The organism is Cellulomonas hominis (assembly GCF_901521055.1).
Lineage (GTDB): Bacteria > Actinomycetota > Actinomycetes > Actinomycetales > Cellulomonadaceae > Cellulomonas > Cellulomonas endometrii.
The window spans coordinates 18,622-34,606 of sequence record NZ_CABEGA010000046.1 but is presented as its reverse complement, the minus strand read 5'-3'; the positions used below and the strand labels follow the sequence as shown (position 1 = coordinate 34,606).

At 75.0% G+C, this 15,985-nt stretch carries 15 protein-coding genes; 7 read left to right on the top strand and 8 right to left on the bottom strand.

Annotation, left to right across the window (positions count from 1 at the left end):
* Positions 1–171: 171 nt before the first annotated feature.
* A complete protein-coding gene (aztD, locus tag KJP73_RS12845) occupies positions 172–1,482 on the bottom strand; it encodes a zinc metallochaperone AztD (protein ID WP_213283259.1) in 1,311 nt (436 codons plus the stop codon).
* Positions 1,483–1,611: 129 nt separating this feature from the next.
* Here aztD and KJP73_RS12840 point away from each other — a divergent pair, with 129 nt between their 5' ends.
* Positions 1,612–3,384 (top strand): cation:proton antiporter, encoded by a 1,773-nt coding sequence (locus tag KJP73_RS12840; RefSeq protein WP_213283258.1) that lies wholly within the window; start codon positions 1,612–1,614, stop codon positions 3,382–3,384.
* Between the two features lie 6 nt (positions 3,385–3,390).
* Here KJP73_RS12840 and KJP73_RS12835 read toward each other — a convergent pair whose 3' ends face one another.
* Together KJP73_RS12835 and KJP73_RS12830 are read right to left on the bottom strand one after the other, a co-directional pair.
* Positions 3,391–3,957 carry a DUF305 domain-containing protein gene (locus KJP73_RS12835; RefSeq protein ID WP_249669359.1) on the bottom strand — a complete coding sequence of 189 codons (567 nt, stop codon included), beginning with the start codon at positions 3,955–3,957 and terminating at the stop codon, positions 3,391–3,393.
* Positions 3,954–4,595 carry a DUF3105 domain-containing protein gene (locus tag KJP73_RS12830; RefSeq protein ID WP_213283257.1) on the bottom strand — a complete coding sequence of 214 codons (642 nt, stop codon included), beginning with the start codon at positions 4,593–4,595 and terminating at the stop codon, positions 3,954–3,956. The genes KJP73_RS12835 and KJP73_RS12830 overlap by 4 nt, the downstream gene beginning before the upstream one ends.
* Positions 4,596–4,786: 191 nt before the next feature.
* Here KJP73_RS12830 and KJP73_RS12825 point away from each other — a divergent pair, with 191 nt between their 5' ends.
* On the top strand, positions 4,787–5,269 hold the full coding sequence (locus tag KJP73_RS12825; protein WP_213283256.1) for a DUF2243 domain-containing protein: 483 nt from the start codon (positions 4,787–4,789) through the stop codon (positions 5,267–5,269).
* A gap of 1 nt (position 5,270) precedes the next feature.
* Entirely contained in the window at positions 5,271–6,059 is a 789-nt protein-coding gene (locus KJP73_RS12820; RefSeq protein WP_213283255.1) for a cytochrome c oxidase assembly protein, read from the top strand.
* Positions 6,060–6,062: 3 nt separating this feature from the next.
* Here KJP73_RS12820 and KJP73_RS12815 read toward each other — a convergent pair whose 3' ends face one another.
* On the bottom strand, positions 6,063–8,369 hold the full coding sequence (locus KJP73_RS12815) for a putative bifunctional diguanylate cyclase/phosphodiesterase (RefSeq protein WP_213283254.1): 2,307 nt from the start codon (positions 8,367–8,369) through the stop codon (positions 6,063–6,065).
* A gap of 169 nt (positions 8,370–8,538) precedes the next feature.
* Between KJP73_RS12815 and KJP73_RS12810 the strand changes: the two genes are divergently transcribed.
* From KJP73_RS12810 to KJP73_RS12795, 4 genes are read left to right on the top strand one after another with little or no spacing between them, the layout of a single operon-like run.
* Positions 8,539–10,521 (top strand): glycosyltransferase family 2 protein, encoded by a 1,983-nt coding sequence (locus KJP73_RS12810; RefSeq protein ID WP_213283253.1) that lies wholly within the window; start codon positions 8,539–8,541, stop codon positions 10,519–10,521.
* A 10-nt stretch (positions 10,522–10,531) separates the two neighbouring features.
* Complete coding sequence (locus KJP73_RS12805; protein ID WP_213283252.1) at positions 10,532–10,867, top strand: STAS domain-containing protein; 336 nt, start codon at positions 10,532–10,534, stop codon at positions 10,865–10,867.
* Complete coding sequence (locus KJP73_RS12800; protein ID WP_213283251.1) at positions 10,854–11,279, top strand: ATP-binding protein; 426 nt, start codon at positions 10,854–10,856, stop codon at positions 11,277–11,279. Before KJP73_RS12805 ends, KJP73_RS12800 begins: the two co-directional genes overlap by 14 nt.
* 52 nt (positions 11,280–11,331) lie before the next feature.
* Complete coding sequence (locus KJP73_RS12795) at positions 11,332–12,513, top strand: PP2C family protein-serine/threonine phosphatase (protein WP_213283250.1); 1,182 nt, start codon at positions 11,332–11,334, stop codon at positions 12,511–12,513.
* 116 nt (positions 12,514–12,629) lie between these two features.
* Here the strand turns inward: KJP73_RS12795 and KJP73_RS12790 are convergent, their stop codons facing one another.
* The 4 genes from KJP73_RS12790 to KJP73_RS12775 form a co-directional block, all read right to left on the bottom strand.
* Positions 12,630–13,013 (bottom strand): type II toxin-antitoxin system death-on-curing family toxin, encoded by a 384-nt coding sequence (locus KJP73_RS12790; protein ID WP_213283249.1) that lies wholly within the window; start codon positions 13,011–13,013, stop codon positions 12,630–12,632.
* Positions 13,010–13,216 (bottom strand): FitA-like ribbon-helix-helix domain-containing protein, encoded by a 207-nt coding sequence (locus tag KJP73_RS12785; protein WP_213283248.1) that lies wholly within the window; start codon positions 13,214–13,216, stop codon positions 13,010–13,012. The genes KJP73_RS12790 and KJP73_RS12785 overlap by 4 nt, the downstream gene beginning before the upstream one ends.
* Before the next feature lie 120 nt (positions 13,217–13,336).
* Positions 13,337–13,834: a metallophosphoesterase family protein gene (locus KJP73_RS12780; protein ID WP_213283247.1), complete on the bottom strand. Its 498-nt coding sequence runs from the start codon at positions 13,832–13,834 to the stop codon at positions 13,337–13,339.
* Positions 13,835–13,844: 10 nt separating this feature from the next.
* Positions 13,845–15,917 carry a SpoIIE family protein phosphatase gene (locus tag KJP73_RS12775; RefSeq protein ID WP_213283246.1) on the bottom strand — a complete coding sequence of 691 codons (2,073 nt, stop codon included), beginning with the start codon at positions 15,915–15,917 and terminating at the stop codon, positions 13,845–13,847.
* Positions 15,918–15,985: the final 68 nt, after the last annotated feature.

The following is a 15,985-nucleotide window of genomic DNA, read 5'->3' as shown; positions in this document are numbered from 1 at the left end:
TGACGGCGTGCGAGGCAGTGTGCAAAGTACGTAGGAGCGGCAGAAAGCGCAGCAAGTTATATTTCTTTTTTTTTTTTTTTCAAGCAGAAGACGGCATGCGAGATGGCGTAGCGTCTCGTGGGCTCGGAGATTGTATAAGAGACGGGTGGGGGGACGGGTGGGTGGCGGGGGTCAGTCGTCCGTGCCGTGGTCCTCGTCCGCGTGGTCGTGCTCGTCGTGGCCGGCGTGCTCGTCGACGTCGCCCGTGACGCCCGTGAGCTCGTTCGGGGTGACGTCGAGCGTGGCGGTGCGCCACACCTCGCCGGAGGCGATGTCGACCGCGTGCACCGAGCTCGTGGCGGGGTCCGTCACGTACGCGGAGCCGTCCAGGACGGTGAGCGTCGGCCGCGGGGACTGCCACTCGTCGGGCTCCTCCCAGGCGTCGATCACCGGGATGGACCGCACGAGCGTGCCCGCCTCGGGGTCGATGACGTGCAGGGCGCCGTCGGTGCCGAGCACCAGGGCCTCCCCGTCCTCGCCGCGGCCCAGCGACCGGAACGTGTACGACGCGGGCAGGTCCACGAGGCGCAGGCCGGCGGTGCGGGTGTCGATCAGCGAGACGCGGGTCGGGCGCTCGAGCTCGGCGTCGGGGTCGGACTTGTAGTCGCCCAGCACGATCGGGGACGCCTCGGTGCCGGCCTGGTTGCCGATGCGGCCGTAGGCGTCGGGCGCCGCGACCTTGGTGATGGTGCCGCCGGCGTAGACCACGGCACCGTCCTCGCAGCCGATGACCACGGCCTCGTCGGCGGCGACGGCCTCGCCGTGCACGCCGGGGCACGCGTCGGACGCGGCGATCTCGGTGCCGTCGGCGTCGAGCACGCGGATGCCGGTGCGGGCGTCCTCGGTGCCCTCGGAGACGACCAGCCGGCCGTCGGCGAGTGCGACCGCGACGCCGTGGTGCGCGGAGGGCGTCGTGATCTCGCGGACCTCGGCGTCGGGGTCGGCGAGCTCGCCCGAGGCCACGACGGTGATCGTGCCGGTGCCGTCGTCGAACAGGGCGGTGCGGCCCTCGTGCGGGACGGCGTGGCCGGGCTTCTCCGCGGGCCACGTGACGTCGGTCAGCACGGGGTCGCTCGTGTAGGAGTGCGTGTGGTCGCCGTGGGGCTCGGTCCAGGTGCCGGCGTCGAGCACCTGGAAACCGCCGGTGGTGGACACGAGGACGTGCCGGCCGTCGCCTGCGGGGTTGAGGCGGTTGAAGCCGTCGAGCGGCAGGTCCTCGACGACCTCGAGGGAGGTCGCGTCGAGCACCTGGATGCCGCCGTCGTAGGTGAGGACGAGGCGCGGGGTGACGGTCGCGGCCTCGGCAGGGGCGGCGGTCGCGGGCTCCTGCGTCGCCGCGGGCTGCGTGGCACCGGGCTGCGCGCAGGCGGCGAGGAGGGTGACGGACAGGCCGAGGCCGAGGGCCGCGGCGTGGCGCGGTCGGGGGCGGGTCGTGAAGGTCATGTGCCGACGCTAACACAACTGATACTCAGTCTCATTAAGCCGCAGTCCGGCCGGTCGACGTAACCTCGACCCGGCCGGATGACCGTGCGAGCGGTACGGGACGGGCCACGGACGGGCGGAGGGGCGCGCATGGACCTGCTGATGATCGGGGTGGTCGCGGCCGTCGCCGTCGTGGGCGTCACCGCGCTGGCCCCGCGCGTGGGCGTCGCCGCACCCCTGCTGCTCGTGGCGCTCGGCGTCCTCATCAGCCTGGTCCCCGCGGTGCCGGCGGTGGAGATCGAGCCGGAGTGGATCCTCGGCGTGGTGCTGCCGCCCCTGCTGTACGCGACCTCCGTCTCGATGCCGACGATGGACTTCCGGCGCGACCTCACGGCGATCAGCGGGCTGTCCGTGCTGCTGGTCGTGGCCACGTCGCTCGCGCTCGGGGTGCTGTTCTCGTGGCTGATCCCCGACATCTCCCTGGCGACGGGCATCGCGCTGGGCGCGGTCATCAGCCCGACGGACGCGGTGGCGACCTCGATCGTGCGCCGGTCCGGCGTCAGCCCGCGGGTCGTGACGGTGCTGGAGGGGGAGAGCCTGCTGAACGACGCGTCCGCCCTCGTGCTGCTGCGGTCGGCGATCGCCGCGACGGCCGCCTCCGTGACCCTCTGGGAGGTGGCGGGGGACTTCGCGTTCGCCGTCGTGGTGGCCGTCGCGATCGGTGCGGTGGTGGGGAAGGTCAGCCTGCTGGTCCGGTCCAGGATCGCGGACCCGCACCTGACGACGGCCATCTCGTTCATCGTCCCGTTCGTGGCCTACATCCCGGCCGAGCACCTCGACGCGTCCGGGCTGGTCGCCACGGTCGCCGCCGGGCTGGTGTCCGGGGCGGGGAGCGTGCGGCTGCGGCCGCAGGACCGGATCGCCGAGGCCGCGAACTGGCGCACGCTGGAGCTGCTGCTCGAGGGCGCGGTGTTCCTGCTCATGGGGCTGGAGCTGTACGGCCTGGTCGTGGAGGTCCTGGACGAGCACGGCAGCCTGTGGCGGGCGTTCTGGCTCGGGGTGCTCGCCGCCGCGGTGGTGCTGGTGGTCCGCACCGGCTACGTCGCGTTCCTGCTGACCACGCTGTCCCGCCGCGCGCGCCGCGGCGTCACCGTGCGCGGGTACCTGTCGGCGATCAACGACCGGGCGGACGCCCTGGACGGCCTGGGCCGGGAGGAGCTCGCGCAGCTGCACCTGCCCGGCCGGCCGCCGGGTGCCAGGGGCGACGACTCACCGGAGCACCGCCGCGTGCGCCTGCGCACCCGCATCACCCGGCGCATCGCGGACATCGACTACCTGCAGGCCGAGCCGCTGGGCCCCCGCGAGGGCGCGGTGCTGGTGTGGGCCGGGATGCGCGGCGTGGTCACGCTGGCCGCGGCGCAGTCGCTGCCGCACGACACCCCGCACCGCGCGCTGCTCGTCCTGGTCGCGTTCACCGTCGCCGCCGGGACGCTGCTGGTCCAGGGCGGGACGCTCGCCTGGCTGGTCCGCGTGCTGGGCCTGTCCCGGGACGGTGCGGACGACCGGGCCGACGTCGACCGGCTCGGCAGCGAGATGACCCGCGCGGCCGTCGAGCTGCTGGAGCGGCCGGACCTGCGCCGGCCGGACGGCAGCGCCTACGACGACGTGGTGCTGGACCGCGCCCGGCGCATCGCGGCCCGGCAGAAGCTGCAGGTGGAGAGCGACGACGACGCCGACCGGGACCGGACCTCCGTGGAGGCCCAGCTGCGGGACCTGCGGATGGCCATGCTGGACGCCCAGCGCACCGCCCTGCTGCGGGTGCGGGACCTGGGGACGGCGAGCTCCGGCGCTCTCACGGAGGCCCTGAAGGTGCTCGACGCCGACCAGATCAGCCTGGAGCTGCGGGCCCGCGACGACGCCTGACGCGGGTCAGGAGACGTCGACCGGGCCGCCCCGGGCGGCGAGCATGTCCTGCAGGGCGGTGATCTCGCGCTCCTGGGACGTGACGATCGTGCGCGCCAGGGCGACGACCTGCGGCCGGCGGGCGTGCTCGACGGCGTACTGCGCCATCTGCACGCCGCCCTCGTGGTGCGGGAGCATCAGCTGCAGGAAGAGCCGGTCGGCCTCCGTGCCGCTCGCTGCCGTGAGCCGGGCCAGGTCCTCCCGGGACACCCAGCCGGGCATCGCGGCGTACCCGGTCGCGCCCGGGTCCGCCGCGGCGCTCTCGTGCGCGTGGCCGCCGGCCATCCACGCCATGGGGACGTCGGACCCCGCGGCGGGCAGCCCCCACGTCGACAGCCAGCCGGCCATCTGCCCGATCTGGTTCTGCTGGGTCAGCAGGATGTCGAGGGCCACGGTGCGGACCTCCTCGTCGGTGCTGCGGTCCCGGACCAGGACGGCCAGCTCGACGGCCTGCGCGTGGTGCGCCTGCATGTCCCGGGCGAAGCCCGCGTCGACGGAGCCCTCCGGGGCGTCCGGCGCGGCGGGTGAGGTCACGCGGGGGTGCCCACGCCGTTCGAGCAGGGGGCGCCGACCTCGGCGAGCTCCGGGTTGAGCAGGTACTTCTGCACGAACACCGGCAGGCGCTCGTCGTCCGCGGAGTCGACCTTCAGCTGGTAGCCCCAGGCGCTGACCGCGACGGCGGAGTCGAGGCCCTCGTAGGGCGAGACCAGCACGTACGACTGGTTCGCGGCCATGGCCTCGAGCGTCGCGACCTGGTCCGCGGGGAGCTCGGGGTCGTAGGTGATCCACACGGCGCCGTGCTCGAGGGAGTGCACGGCGTTCTCGTCCGGCACCGGCTCGCTGTAGACGCCGCAGTTCAGCCACGCGGCGTTGTGGTCGCCGCCGGCGGGCGGGCTCTGCGGGTAGTCGACGGAGGTGGTCACGTGGTTGAAGGTGAGGCCGTCGAACGCCTCGACGCCGTCGATCTCCTGCTCGGCCTGCGCCTCGAGGTCGGCGGCCTGGCGGCCGGCGCCGATCAGCACCCAGGCGGCGACGCCCACGAGCACGAGGACGACGGCCCCGGCGATCGAGCCGATCGTGATCGCGCGGCGCCGCTCCTTGGCGCGCTGCTCGGCTCGGACGGCGGCCAGGCGGGCCTGGCGCTCGGCCGCGGTGGGTCGGCGGTCGGGCATGGGGGTCTCCTCGGCTGGTGCGGCACGGCGCGGGGGCGCCGGTCGGTCCCGCGACAATACTTGAAGCGTCTACTAAACGACAGTGCCGCTCGTCCGGCGGCCGCCCGACGAGCCCGCCGGGGCGCCCCGCGCTAGCGTCGCCGGACGGCCCCGAGCAGGTGAGGCCGGCCGACTCCGGGAGGGGCGGAGCGATGACGGACGGACGACCTGCGGCCCAGCGGGGGACGCGCGCGGTGCTGCGCGACCGGACCTTCTGGGGCGCGTTCCTGCTCGGCGTCGCGGCGATGGCCGCCGTGGACGAGATCGTGTTCCACCAGCTGCTGGGCTGGCACCACTTCTACGACGGCTCGACCCTCCGGGTCGGCCTCCTGACCGACGGGCTGCTGCACGCGTTCGAGCTCGTCGCGGCGGTGGCCGGGGTGTTCCTGCTGCTCGACGCGCGGCGGACCGGCGGGGTGGACGGCCGGGTCGCCGGCGCGGGGCTCGGGGTGGGTGCCGGGCTGTTCCAGCTGTGGGACGGCGTCGTGGACCACAAGGTGCTGCGGGTGCACCAGGTCCGGTACGACGTCGAGCTGCTGCCCTACGACCTCGCGTGGAACCTCGGCGGGCTGGCGGTGCTCGCCGTCGGCGTGGCCCTGACCGTCGTGGCGGCGCGGCGCCCGGCGGCGGGCTGACGTGCACGCGCACGGAGGAGCGGGCGTCGCGGCCGCGGTGCTGCTGCCGTTCGCGGCGGCGCTCGCGGCGTACCTCGCGGCCGCCGTGCAGGAGCGCCGCCGGGGTCGCCCGTGGCCGGCCGGCCGCACCGCCGCCTGGGTGGGCGGGGTGCTGCTCGTGCTCGGGGCGGTGGCGGTACCGGCGCCGGGCGGACGGCCCTTCGTCGCCCACATGGCCGCCCACCTGGTGGTCGGCATGCTGGCACCGCTGCTGCTGGTCGGCGCCGCGCCCGTGACGCTCGCCCTGCGGACCCTCGACGTCGAGCGCGCCCGGCAGCTCGCCCGGCTGCTGCGCAGCGCACCCGCCCGCCTCGTCTCGCACCCCGTGACCGCCACCGTGCTCAGCGTGGGCTCGCTCGTCGTGCTGTACCGCACGCGGCTGCTCGGGCGGGTGCTCGCCGACCCGGCGGTGCACGCCCTGGTGCTCGGGCACGTGCTGGCGTCGGGCTGCCTGCTGACCGCGGCGCTGGTGGGCCCGGACCCCGCGCCGCACCGCCCTGGCTTCCGGACCCGGCTCGCCGTCCTCGTGTTCGGCGTCGCGGCGCACCGGGTGATCGCGACGTCGCTGTACGCGCGGCCGCCCGCCGGGATGGTCGTCGCGGACGCCGAGGCCGCCGCGGTGCTCATGTCCTACGGCGGCGACGCGGCGCACGTCGCGCTGACCGTGCTGCTGTGCGCGCAGTGGTACCGGTCCGTAGGGCGACGCAGGGCGTCGGGGCGGGCGCGGCGTCCGGCGCCGCAGGTCGCCTGAGGGTCAGGCGCGGGTGCTCGCGGCGCTCGCGGTCGGCTCGCCGGTCCGGGGCTCGACCACGCCGCGCTGCCGTCCGGCCGCCAGCCGCGCGTCCATCGCCGCCGCCGGCTCCGGCCGCCCGAGCGCCCAGCCCTGGGCGGCGTCGCACCCGAGGTCCCGCAGCAGCGCGAGCGTCCGGGGGTCCTCGACGCCCTCCGCGACCACCTGCATGCCCAGCGCGTGCCCGAGGTCGACCGTCGAGCGCAGGATCTCGGCGCACACCCGGTCCTCCAGCGCGGGCGCGACGAACGCCCGGTCCACCTTCAGCACCGTGAACGGCAGGCGGCGCAGGTAGTCGAGCGAGCCGTAGCCGACGCCGTAGTCGTCGACCGCGAGGTGCACCCCGAGGTCGGCCAGCGCCCGCAGGGTGCGCTCGGCCTGGACGCCGTCCCGCATGGCCATGGTCTCGGTGACCTCGAGGCCGAGGGCGTCCGCCGGCAGGCCGTGCCGGGCGAGCGCGTCCCGCACGTCGGCCACCAGGCGCGGGTCGTCCAGGTCGTGCGCCGAGACGTTCACCGAGACCGCGAACGACGGCGCCCCGGCGGACCGCCACCGCGCGCACTGCTCGAGCGCGGCGTCCAGCACGAACAGCGTGACGGGGCGGACCAGGCCAGTGCGCTCGGCGGCGGGCACGAACGCGACGGGCCCGAGCAGCCCGTGCTCGGGGTGCTGCCACCGGACCAGCGCCTCGGCGCCGGCGACCACGCCACCGCGCACCCCGACGACCGGCTGGTAGTGCACGACGAGCTCCCCGCGGGCGACCCCGTCGGCGAGGCCCCGCAGCAGGTCGGCCTCGGGCAGGGCGGTCCCGGAGGAGTCGCACCCGCCGGTCCGGTCCAGCGCGACCCGCTCGGGCACCCGCCGCGCCACGGACAGGGCGGCGTCGGCGCGGGCCACCAGGCCGTCGGAGCCGGCGGGCCGGGCAGTGGCGACCGCGACGCCGACGAGCGCACCGGCGGTCAGGTCCATGCCGCGGACCGGCAGGGGCGCGCGCAGCGTCTCCAGCAGCCGCAGCGCGCACGCCTCGGCCTCGTCCGGCCCGGTGACGTCGAGCGCCACGCCGAAGACGTCCCGGCCCATCCGCCCGACGGTCGCCCCGGGCTCCGCGTCCGCGGCGACGGCCGCCGCGACCGAGCGCAGCAGGTCGTCCCCGACGCCGTAGCCGAGGGTCTCCACGACGTCGCGGTACCCGTCGAGCGAGACCAGCAGCAGGGCGGGCACGGTGCCGTCCGGGGCCTCCGACGCCGGCTGCTCGACGCGGACCGCGAGGCCGACCGAGCTCGCCAGCCCCGTCAGCGGGTCCGTGACGGCCAGGTGCTCCAGCCGGGCGTGCTGCCGGTGCATCTCCCGCACCAGGCCGCCGAACCGGGTCATGAACGCCACCATCAGCGCGATCCCGACCGAGCACACCTCGACCAGGTGCAGGTCCCCGCCGCGCAGTGCCTCGACGAGCAGCGTCCCGGGGAGCACCGCCACCGACGCGGACAGGAAGGCGATGTGCACCCCGGTCAGCTCGCCGGTCGGCCGGGGCGACACGACGGCTGCTGCCGACGGGTGCCGGGCCGCCGCCGCGAGCAGCACGTAGCCGAGCAGCCAGAGCGTGTCGAGCAGGTAGGCGCGGCCGCCGATCGCCGGCCAGTACGCACCGAGCTGGTACAGCACGTCCGCGACCATGATCACCAGGACGGACAGCGACGTGAGCTGGTGCGCGCGCGACCACGCGCCGACCGCGGCGAACGACCGGGCCAGCACGACCAGGAGCACCGCGTCGCCGACGGGGTACGCGGCGCCGACCAGCGTCGCGAGCGGCGCCTCGGCGAACCCGGTCAGCGCGGGGTTGAGCACCAGCACCCACAGCATCAGCAGCCCGCCGCTGGCGACCATGAAGGCGTCGAGCAGCCAGACCGGCCGGCGGCCCGGGGGCGCGGGGAACGCGCGCACCAGCCCCGCCGCGAGCAGAGGGTAGGACGCGACGTACGCGACGTCGGCGACCGAGGGGAACGGGTCGAGCCCGAGCCCGCGCTCGATCACGGTCCAGATCGTGTCGCCGAGCACCCACGCGACCACGCCGAGGGCGAGCAGCTGCCACGCGCCCCGCTGCGGCCCGGTGACGCGCCGTGCGGCACGCGCCAGGGTCACCGCGGCGGCGACGCCCACCGCCACGTAGACGACGTCGCGCCCGGTGCCGGCCGGCAGCAGGGCGTGCGCCACGAGCCCGGCGCCCGCGACGGCGAGCAGCGGTGGCGCCGTCGCCCGGCTGGTCCCTGTCACGGGGGTCTGATCGGCATCCCGTGACCGTCCTTGACCCGTCAGGCGGGTGGATTCGCGCGCCGGGCGCCGCCGCGCACGTCAGGTCCCGTGTGGGTAGGGTCACGCCGCGGGGGTGAGGCATGAGGACCACGGGCGTGGGCGAGGTCGGCAGGGTGCGGGGGGAGGGCCGATGAGGCAGCAGCTGGTGCTCCGGGTGGTCGTGACGATCACGCTGCTCCTGGGCGTGAACTACATCGCCTGGCGCTGGCTGGAGTCGGTGAACTGGTCGGCGTGGTGGATCGCGGTGCCGCTGGTCGTCGCCGAGACGTACTCGTTCCTCGACGTGTGCCTGTTCGGGATGACGATGTGGCGCGCGCGCCGTCGCCCGGAGCCGCCGGCGCCCGCGCCGGACCTCACCGTGGACGTGTTCGTCACGACGTACGACGAGCCGGTCGAGCTGGTCATGCGGACCGCCGTGGCAGCGCGCGACATCCGGTACCCGCACCGCACGTGGGTGCTCGACGACGGGTCGCGGCCCGACCTCGCGGCCGCGGCGCAGGCCGCGGGCGTGGGGTACATCGAGCGGTCCGAGGACTGGACCGACCGGCCGCGGCACGCCAAGGCGGGCAACCTCAACAACGCCCTGTTCGTCACGGACGGCGAGTTCCTGCTCATCCTCGACGCGGACCAGATCCCCGAGCCGCAGATCCTCGACCGCACCCTCGGGTACTTCGAGGACGACCGCGTGGCGCTCGTGCAGACCCCGCAGTTCTTCACGAACGTGGGAGAGGCCGACCCGCTCGGCAGCCAGGCGCCGCTGTTCTACGGCCCCATCCAGCAGGGCAAGGACGGCTGGAACGCGGCGTTCTTCTGCGGCTCCAACGCGGTCCTGCGCCGGGACGCCCTGATGCAGCTCGGCCTGGTCGGCTACGTCCGCGAGACCGAGCGGTCGGTGCGGGAGGCGCTGCACGCGTCGCGCCGGCTGCTGGCCCGGGCGCAGCGCGACGCGCCGGACGCGACCCAGGCGGCGGTGCTGCACGAGGTCCAGGAGGCCGCGGCGCAGGCGCTGGGCGCGCTCGACGCCGGGGAGCCGCTGTCCGACGTGACCTACGGGTTCCAGCGGCAGGTGGACGCGATCTCGGCCTCGGTGGTCGCCCAGGACGTCGCGAGCATCCAGGCGGACCTCGCGGCCATCGCGGCGCTGCCGATCGCGCGGGACGACCAGATCGGGGCCGTCGTGGTCGACGAGCCCGCGCTCGCCCGCCTGGCGGACCGCGAGTGGTCCCCGCTCGGGGCGATCGAGTCGGTCCAGGCGCTGCTGCGGGCCGTCGACGTGGACCGCTCCGGCGAGGCGCAGGCCGTCATGCCCGTCGCGACGCTGTCCGTCACGGAGGACATGGCCACCGCGATGCGGCTGCACTCGCTCGGCTGGCGGACCGTCTACCACCACGAGAGCCTCGCGCACGGGCTGGCGCCGGAGGACCTCGGCACGATGATGACCCAGCGCCTGCGCTGGGCCCAGGGCACCATGCAGGTGATGCTCAAGGAGAACCCGCTGGGCGTCCGGGGGCTGAGCGTCGGCCAGAAGCTCATGTACTTCGCCACGATGTGGTCGTACCTGTCGGGCTTCGCCGCGCTGGTCTACCTCGCCGCCCCGATCATCTTCCTGTGCTTCGGGGTGCTGCCGGTGACCGCGTGGACCGTCGACTTCTTCGCGCGGTTCATCCCGTTCTTCCTCGCGAGCCAGCTGCTGTTCCTGGTGGCGGCGCGCGGCGTGAAGACGTGGCGCGGCCAGCAGTACGCGCTGGCGCTGTTCCCGGTGTGGATCAAGGCCGTGTGGACCGCCGCCGCGAACGTGTGGTTCAAGCGGCCGCTCGGGTTCGCCGTGACCCCCAAGGTGCGGCCCGACGGCGCGCCCAGCCAGTGGCGCCTGGTGTGGCCGCAGCTGCTCGCGATGGTGCTGCTCGGGGTGTCCGTCGTGATCGGCATCGTCCGCGCGGCGCTCGGGCTGTCCTGGTGGGTCGGCACCGCAGTGAACATCGTGTGGGTCGTCTACGACATGGTGGTCCTGAGCGTGGTGGTGCAGGCTCTGCGGTACCGCGGGTACACGCCGGCCGCCGACGAGGGGGCCGCGCAGGCCCCGGACGTGGCGCGCACGCGCCGCACGGCGTGAGGAGGACGTCTTGGAGCTGGTGACCGAGCAGGTCGGGCAGGCGGCGGTGGTGCACGTGGTCGGACGGCTGACGATGGCCGCCGCCGGTGAGCTGAAGGCCGCCGTCGACCGCGAGGTGGCCGCCGGCCGCACGCTCGTCGTCGTGGACCTGGAGCCGACGACGTTCCTCGACTCCTCCGGGCTCGGCGCCCTGGTCGGCGGGCTGCGGTCCGCGCGGGCGGCGGGCGGCGACCTGCGGATCGCCCGGGTCGGCGCGCAGGTCCGCACGGTGCTCGAGCTGACCACCATGGACCGGGTGCTCCGGCCGTACGCCACCGTCGAGGACGCGGTCGGTGACGCCGGCTGACGGGGCCGTCGAGCTCCGCGTGGACGGCGCGGCGGAGCCCGGGTGGCTGGACGAGGTGCACGACGCGCTGGCACGGCTGTGGTCGGTGGCGCCGGCGGTGCCGGACGTCGACCGGTTCCGGTTCGAGACCGCGGTGATCGAGATCGCCACGAACATCGTCCGGCACACCCGTCCCGCCGGCGCGGGTCCCGTGCTCGCGCGTGCCCTCCTGCGCGCGCAGCCCGACCGGGTCGAGGCCGAGCTGTCCGACACCGGGACGGCGGTGGACGTGGACCTGGACCCGGAACCCGTGGACGACCTCGCCGAGAGCGGGCGGGGGATCGCCCTCGTGCTGCGCGCGGTCGACAGCCTCAGCCTGGTGCGCGAGGGCGACCGGAACACCTGGCGGCTGTCCCGGGTGTGGGCGCGCTGAGGTCCGGGCACGGCCTGCGCGCGACCCGGGTCGTGTCGTACCGTCGATGCCGATGAGCACGCAGACCCCGCCCCTCGAGGAGCGCCGCCTGGAGGCCCTGCACCGGCTCGGCGCGCTGGACTCGCCCGCCGAGGACCGGTTCGACCGGGTGGTGCGGCTGGCCCGGCAGCTCTTCGGCGTCCCCACCGCCCTGGTCTCGCTCGTCGACCGCGACGTCGTCGTGCACAAGGCGATGCTCGGGTTCGACGAGCGTGTCGTCCCGCGCGAGGACTCGTTCTGCAACACGGCGGTGCAGAGCGACGACATGCTCGTGGTCCCGGACGCGTCGCAGGACCCGCGCTTCGTCGACAACCCCTACGTGGACCAGCCGGACGGGCTCCGGTTCTACGCCGGGCAGCCGCTCGTCGCACCGGGCGGCTTCCGGGTCGGCACGCTGTGCATCGCCGACAACCAGCCCCGCGAGTTCCCCGCCGAGAGCGCCTCGCTGCTGCGGGACCTCGCGTCCTGGGTGGAGAAGGAGCTGGTCATCGACTCCGAGCTCCAGCGCGCCGCCGAGGTCCAGGCCGCCCTGCTGCCCCGGACGGCGCCGGACGTGCCCGGGTACGAGGTCGCGGGCGCGTGCCTGCCGAGCCGGGCCGTGGGCGGGGACTTCTACGACTGGAGCACCACCCGCGACGGCGGCGTGGTGCTGAGCCTGGTCGACGTGATGGGCAAGGGCGCCGGCGCCGGGATCATGGCCGCGTCGGTCCGCGCGGTGCTGCGCGGCTCGGCGCACGGCTCCGACGTCGCCCGGTCCCTGATGTACGCGGGCTCCATCCTGCACGCGGACCTGTCGGGCGCCGGCGTGTTCGCGACCGCGTTCCACGCCGCGCTGGACGCGGCCACCGGCGACGTGACCTACGCGGACGCCGGGCACGGCCTCACGGTGCTGCTGCGCGCCGACGGGTCGCAGGAGCGGCTGGCGGCGACCGGCCTGCCGCTCGGCGTGCTCGACGAGGAGCAGCGCGAGCAGCGCACCGTGCACCTGGAGCCGGGGGACCTGCTCGTCACGTTCTCCGACGGCGTCCTGGACCTGGTCGACGGCTCGCTCGCCGCGGTGCCGCTGGTCGTGGACGCGCTGCGCGGTGCCGGCTCGGCGGATGCGGCCGTCGACGCCGTGCTGCGGTTCGCCGTCGACGTGCGGGACCGCCCGGACGACCTCACCGTCGTGGCGCTGCGGCGCGCCGCAGACTGAGGCCCCCCGGGCGTTGCGGCGCGCCAGGAGCGCGCCGGATCGGTGGGCCGCCCGGCGTGCGCCCCGGATCTCGTCCCGGACCTCCGACCCCGACCACTGCGCGGGACCGTCGCGTCTCAGCGCTCGACGGCGCGGTCCTCCAGCCAGTCGACGATCCTGTCCATCTCCGGGTGCACGTCGCCCGCGACCACTCGGATGAAGTCGTCGCCCTCGACGGGATCGATCACGAGGTCGAACCCGTTGACCCGGTAGAGCAGCATCACCAGGAGGACCGACAGCCGCTTGTTGCCGTCCAGCAGGGGGTGCGACCGGTTGATCGCATCCAGCAGGGCAGCGCCCTTCGAGTGGATCCCCACGTACGCCTCTGTGCCGAACACGACCTGCGCCGGCCGGTCGATGGCGGATGCCAGCGCTCCGACGTCGCGGATGTGAAGGTGGAGACGTTCGCAGATGTCGAGCGCGTCAGCGAGCTCGGGGTAGGCGAACGGCGCAGCGTTCACCGGGACAGCTTCTCCAAGAGCTCTCTGTTGCCCTCGATGAGGTCCCCGATGATCGCTCGGCGCTCGGTGCGGCGAGTCACTGCGGCCGCACGCTCCTGGATCGCGAGGACGGTCACGTCGTTCATGGAGCGGTGCTCGATCTCGGCCTGCTTGCGCAGAGCCGCCAGAGTCTCCTCATCGAGGCGCACGGTCAACGTGGGCATGGCAGCACTCCTGCATCGTCAGGTCGTCACGTCCGCAGTGTCGGACTGAAGCCACTCTAGCTTCACTCTGAAGCCATGGTCACGACGTGGCGCCGGCTCGGATGCGTCGGGTGCGCCCCCTCACCGTGGGACGGGGTGCAGCACCACGTCGTGCAGCGCGCCGTCCGCCGCGCGCGCCGTGAGGTACGTGCCCGTCGGCTGACGGCGCCGGTCGGTGGGGGAGCCGGGGTTCAGCAGGCGCAGCCCGGCGGGGGCGGTCGTGTCCCACGGGATGTGGCTGTGGCCGAACACGAGCACGTCGACGTCGGGGTACGCCGCGGCGCACCGCGCCTCCCGCCCGGCCGCCTGGCCCGTCTCGTGCACCACGGCGAACCGGACGCCCTCCAGCGTCACCCGGGCGACCTCCGGCAGGCGGGCGCGCAGGTCCGCGCCGTCGTTGTTGCCCCAGCACCCGACGACGCGCCGGGCCCGGGCCTCCAGCGCGTCGAGCAGGGCCACGTCCACCCAGTCGCCGGCGTGCAGCACCACGTCGGCGGCGGCGACCGCGTCCCACACCACGGGCGGGAGGTCCCGGGCGCGGCGCGGCAGGTGCGTGTCGGCGAGCAGCAGCAGGTCCACGCGGGTCTCCTCAGGCGGCGCGCTTGAGGGTCACGACGGTGAGGTCGTCGTCCGCGTGGCGGGTGTCCTGCACCAGGGAGAGCACGGCGTCGGCGGCGTCCTCGGCGGTGTCCGTCCCGCGCACCACGTCCCGCACCTGGTCCAGGTCGCCCATCGACCCGCCGATCGCGTCGAGCACCCCGTCGCTGAACGTGACGAGCAGGTCCCCGGGGCGCATCCGGGTCTGGACGCTCGTGCGGGCCGGGCCGGGGGCGATCCCGAGCGGCAGCCCGGTGGCCGACAGGCGCCGCGCGCTGCCGTCCTCGCCGATGATCATCGACAGCCCGTGCCCGGCGTCGGTGTACGACACCCGGCCGTCGGTCGCGTCGACGTACGCGCGGAACATCGTGACGAACGCCCCGGCGTTGACCAGGTCGGCGTCCATGGCCCGCTCCGTGGCGGAGAGCGTCCCCGCCACGTCGTGCAGGCTGCCCTGCGCGTGCAGCACGGAGCGGGTCGTCGCCGCGAGGATCGCCGCCGCGGGGCCCTTGCCCATCACGTCCGCGAGGGTCAGCACGAGGCCGTCCGGCAGCCGCTGCCAGTCGTAGAAGTCGCCGCCGACCGAGCCCGCCGGCACGAACCGCGCGGCGAGGCCGAAGCCGGGGACCTCCAGGCCGCGGGACGGCAGCAGGCTCGCCTGGACCTGCGCGGCCCGGCGGAGCTCGGTCCGCTCCGCGGTGACGTCCCGCAGGACGGTGACCACTCCGCCGCCGGAGCTCTCGGGGATCGGCGTGGAGGAGAACGTCACGATCCGCGGCTCGGGGGTCCCCGGCACGCGGACGAGCAGGTCCTGGTCGCGCACGAGCTCCCCGGCCAGCGCCCGCCGGAACGGCAGCTCGTGCTCGGGCAGCGCGGTGCCGTCCAACCGGGACAGCCCCGCGAGGTCCGACGTGCTGTCCTCCGTGTCGAGCCGGGTGCGCCCCGCGAGGAGCAGCGTCGCGATGGGGTTCCGGACGACGACCCGGCCGGCGGCGTCCACCACCCGCACGCCCTCGGACATGGTGTCGACCACGGTGGACAGCAGCGCGGCCTGCTCCTCGGCGCGGTCCCGCGCGGAGCCGAGGTCGCGCAGCAGCCGCCGCCGCTCGTCGCGCGCGATCGCCAGTGCGAGCCCGATGACCGACACCAGGCCGACGTACAGCTGCGCGACCGCCACCTGCGTGGTCGCGTCCGGCAGCCCGGCGAACGGGCCCATGCCCTGCAGCGTGAACTGGATGGTCACGACGCCGCAGATCATCGTGTGCAGGACGACGGAGCGGGTCGGCAGGCGCGAGCCCGCCCACACGGTGAGCGCGATGAGCGGGAAGATCACCGTGAGGTCGGAGAGCTCCAGGAACCAGACCACGTACAGCACGGGCGCCAGGAGCAGCGCCGCGACGTAGTCCCCGGCGCTGCCGTCGGTCCACCACTCGAGGCGCTCGAGCACGCCGCGCTGGCTCTTGCGCTCGTGCAGCCACGTGCCGATGGTCCAGCCCAGCGTGGTGATGCCGATGATGCTCACCGTGTTGCGCGCGCACCACAGCAGCGCGGTCTGCCACGTCCACGGGGCCCCGCCGACGACGACGGCGAGCTCGACCAGCGGCGCGGACAGCACCGAGCTGGTGCCGGCCGCCAGCAGGAGCCACCACAGGTCCGGGACCCGGCGCAGCTGGCGGGTGCCGCGCGCGGCCCACACGTAGGGCACCCCGACGGCCAGGATGGACGAGCAGACGAGCGCCTGCGCGACCGCCGCCCCCGCGCCGATCGCCGCCGAGGCGGGAGTCGAGCCGGTCGAGGCCACCACTGCCCAGGTCGCACCCGCGAGCGCCAGCAGGTCGAGCCAGGGCCACGGCCGCCGCGCCCGGGCGACCAGCCAGAGCACCGACACGCCCGCCGCGGGCCACACGAGGCTGACCTCGGCGCCCTCGACGATCGTGGACCGCCCGAGGTAGCAGGCGCCGACGTACAGGGCCGTGAACACCACGACGACGCGCCAGTCGCGTGCGCTGGGCCGGCGGCGGCGCCGCACCGGTGGCCGGGTCGTGACCTGCCGCTCTGCCGTCACCGCGCCCTCTCTCCTCCGCCGACGTCTCGCGTCAGGCTACGGGGAAGCGCGCGGCACCGCGCGGCGGT